This is a genomic window from Planctopirus hydrillae (assembly GCF_001707835.1).
GTDB lineage: Bacteria > Planctomycetota > Planctomycetia > Planctomycetales > Planctomycetaceae > Planctopirus > Planctopirus hydrillae.
Window position 1 is genome coordinate 1 of record NZ_LYDR01000028.1, and the last position, 3,737, is coordinate 3,737.

Annotated in this window: 3 protein-coding genes and 1 tRNA gene; 2 read left to right on the forward strand and 2 right to left on the reverse strand. The window is 52.3% G+C overall.

Going from position 1 to position 3,737, the window contains the following annotated elements; all coding sequences use genetic code 11:
* Nucleotides 1-649, forward strand: a 649-nt coding sequence (locus A6X21_RS02090; protein WP_068845777.1) for an ExeA family protein, incomplete at its 5' end; no start/stop codon positions are given.
* Between the two features lie 103 nt (nt 650-752).
* Here the strand turns inward: A6X21_RS02090 and A6X21_RS02095 are convergent.
* Both A6X21_RS02095 and A6X21_RS02100 read right to left on the reverse strand, forming a co-directional pair.
* A complete protein-coding gene (locus A6X21_RS02095) occupies nt 753-2,177 on the reverse strand; it encodes a class II fumarate hydratase (protein ID WP_068845779.1) in 1,425 nt (474 codons plus the stop codon).
* Nucleotides 2,178-2,568: 391 nt separating this feature from the next.
* Nucleotides 2,569-2,652, reverse strand: a tRNA-Leu gene (locus A6X21_RS02100).
* Between the two features lie 528 nt (nt 2,653-3,180).
* Here A6X21_RS02100 and rpsU point away from each other — a divergent pair.
* The gene (gene rpsU, locus A6X21_RS02110; protein WP_013109127.1) at nt 3,181-3,375 is read left to right on the forward strand and encodes a 30S ribosomal protein S21; all 195 of its coding nucleotides are present in this window, start codon (nt 3,181-3,183) and stop codon (nt 3,373-3,375) included.
* Nucleotides 3,376-3,737: the final 362 nt, after the last annotated feature.

The window sequence follows — 3,737 nt, forward strand, 5'->3', positions numbered from 1 at the left end:
CGCGGAGCAGGGCGACCCCGCCACCAGGAAGAATGCCTTCTTCCACAGCAGCGCGGGTGGCGTGCAGAGCGTCTTCGCCGAACTTCTGGGATACATTGCCTCCAAACTCGTCCATGCTGCCACCGGAGACCATCGTCCCGTCACTGCAGATTCCAGCCTGCAAATGATCGAGCAGCACCTGACAGCACTGACTGCCGCAGGCACCAAAACAATTCTTCTCTTTGATGATGCTCAGTTGATCGAAGACCGGAGGGTCTTTGGAGTGATTCAGTCGCTGATGAATTTTTCTCAGCCGGGAAAAATGGAACTGGTTACGATCTTTGCCGGGCAACTGGAGCTGGTCAGCGCGATCAAGCGGATGAGACCACTCGATGAGCGGATGGCCTTCAAATGTCTGCTCTTACCACTCTCGCTGGAAGAAACGACCCAGTACGTCACCGGGCGGATGGCTGCCGCCGGGTGTCGGGCCAATGTGTTTTCGACCGATGCCCTGCAGGCGATTCATCTCCTCTCCTCGGGAGTTCCTCGCAGAATCAACCGCCTGTGCGATTTCGCTCTGCTGGTGGGATACTCAGAAAACCTCGCCCGCTTGACGGCCGAACATATCCATGCTGTCGCAGAAGAGATGCTCTCTGCCATGGCGGCATAAGGATCTCGGTTTGAGATTCCACGTTGACGCAAACACAAATGCGGCCTGATCAGGTATGATCGGGCCGCATTTGTTGAGTTCGACGTATCAATCGAGTTCGAGATCAGGCATGAGGTTCCGTCATGCTGTAAGGGTCGAGAGCCTCTGTGAGTTGTTCCTCGGAAAGAATCTTCTGTTCAAGGCACAATTGCCGAATGGTCTTACCGGTTTTGAATGCTTCTTTAGCCAGTTGTGCAGCCTTCTCGTAGCCAATGTACGGATTCAGGCTGGTCACCATGGCAAGACTCTTTTCAATAGAGGCTTCACAAGCTTCAGGATTGGCCTCCATCAGTTTTGCACAGAGATCATCAAAGGCTTTGACACCCCCAGCCATCACCACCACACTCCCGACTGTCGTCTGCCCCATGACTGGCATCATGATGTTCAATTGGAAGTTTCCGCCTGTGGCACCACTGAAGGCCACCGTCTGATCATTTCCCATCACCAGTGCCGCTACCTGCATCAGGCTCTCACACATGACCGGGTTCACCTTCCCGGGCATGATTGAACTTCCCGGCTGAAGATCCGCCAGGATCACTTCATAAAAACCGCATCGTGGGCCCGAACCGAGCCAGCGAATATTGTTGGCCACATTGAAGAGCGTGACGGCAATCGCCCGCAAATGGCCATGACACTCGACCAGCCCGTCACGCTGGGCGTTGGCCTCAAAATGGTTCACAGCTTCGATAAAGGGAATATCCAGCTCTTTGGCCAGAACGGCACAGACCCGGCTGCTGAACTCAGGGTGTGTGTTGATGCCTGTTCCAACTGCAGTACCACCCACCGGAAGTTCCATCACGGCTGCCATCGCCTGCTGAGCCCTTTGAACGGAAAGCTCAAGCTGGCGGGCAAAACCACTGAATTCCTGACCCAGCCGAATCGGTGTTGCATCGGCCAGATGTGTGCGGCCAATTTTCAGAACTTTATCCCACGCTTTGGCCTTTTCATCGAGCGTATTCGCCAGACTCTTCAGTGCAGGAATCAGTTGAGTTTTGATGGAATGCGCGACTGCCACATGGATGGCCGTCGGGAAAGTACAGTTCGTAGACTGCCCCATATTGACATGATCATTGGGGTGAATTGGCTTTTTCGCTTCAAATCGATCACCACCAGCCAGCTCAATGGCGCGGTTGGAAATGACCTCATTGACGTTCATGTTACTCGAGGTTCCAGAACCTGTCTGGAAAACATCAATCGGGAACTCGCCATCCCATTTTCCATGGGCCACTTCCAGTGCCGCATCGAGCATGAACTGCACTTGCTGGTCGGTCAGCTTGTTCTTTCCCGAGTGAGTGAGCTTGCCAAGATCTCGATTGGCAACTCCACAGGCATACTTGACCCAGCCCATGGCTCGAATCAGTTCCGGGTGCAGTGTCCAGCCAGAAACAGGGAAGTTTTCAATCGCCCGCTTAGTCTGAGCACTGTAATAGGCCTTGGCAGGGACATGAACTTCACCCATGGAATCAGTTTCGATGCGAGTTTCCGTCATGAGCCGGGATCCTTAATCGCTGTAATGTTCGGGTTGGTCTGACATCGCCAGGAGAGAACGACAAACGTCTTATCAGGTTCAATATTGAGATTGTCCCTTGGATTGAAGCAGAAGACCACTCAGCAGGCCACGGTTTGGTAAGGAAAAGCGATGGTCGCCAAACATCATGAAGATTGGCCACCATCGCTTTTCGATTCTCAATGGCCAGGATGGTGAATATTGCTGGGGAGTTCGAAATAGACTAACCGCAACTCTTTGGCGAGAAACTCACTATAAAACTAGCTTCAGATGCCCGAGTAATCCGGAGTGCGCCATGGCTTAAAAAGCAGAAGTCCGGCTCACTCATCGAGTCAGCCGGACTTCTGCAAATCGAACCTCAGGTTTCACCAAGTGCCCAGGACAGGAATCGAACCTGCACGGGAGTTACCCCACTAGGCCCTCAACCTAGCGCGTCTGCCAGTTCCGCCACCTGGGCATTACGGCAATCGATGAAACCTGCTTTGTTGCTGTCAGCTTCTTGTCACTGCGTTTCCAGGAAGAATTTTTGCTCTTCCCGTTTGAGGCACAAATCACAAAGTGAGCTGGCAAACAGGTCTGGCGAGTATATCGCCAGAACAGGTCGCCGCAAGTCAACAGCACTGACCCAGAACATTGATTGTGAGTTCCTGGGTCTGAAAAGCATGTTCCAGGTAAGTTCTGCTGAACCGGTAAATTCGGCAAAAACTGATCAATCAACGGAGGATGGGTCTCGAAGAGAGAGTGCCATACATTTGCCCTGCATTTTGTCGTCAAAACTTGGCAAAGGGCGGTCTATTGGAGTGCGTAAGTTGTTTTCTGCCATAAATTACGGTCAAGACCACGATTTCCTGCTTCGGACAGTTGGCGAATCGTTTTCCATCGATTACATTTATGTATTACACAGTGGCAGCCTAGCGGGCTTTTCCGGTGGTTTTATCCCATTCAGGGCCATTCCGATGCAGACACAGAATGAAGGAGTTTTTTCGTGGTAAAGCTGCGGTTGCGCGAAAATGAGTCGATCAATGATGCTGTCAAGCGATTCCGTAAGCTGGTTGAGCATGCTGGTATCAAGAAGGAAATGCGCCGCCGCGAATTCTACGAAAAGCCCAGTGAAACGAAGCGTCGCACACGCCGTCGTGCAGATCGCCGCGCCAAACTTCAGCGAGTGATGAGTTCCTAGTTCTGAAATGAATGCGGGTTTGAACTCTTAGCATTCAGCCGACTGCCACAAAACGTGAATTACAAAAGCTCGTCTCATGAGAGACGGGCTTTTTTGTTTTTTGGTTGACCTCACCACTGACAGACAACCCATACGCTTTCAGTGAAACAATCTCTCTTCATGTGCCATGCTTGCAGCTCTGGGCAAGCATGCCTTCTCAAACATCACTGCGCTGTCGCTTCCTGAGAATGATCTCATGAGAACGATCACAACGGCGGGTGGCAGGGGTCGGATGTCTTCATCCGCCCCATACGCATCAAGTTAAGGGCTGAAGGCGTAGTTGAGCAGTTCGGGATTGCGGAGGAGTTCGAAGGTGCCGGGCT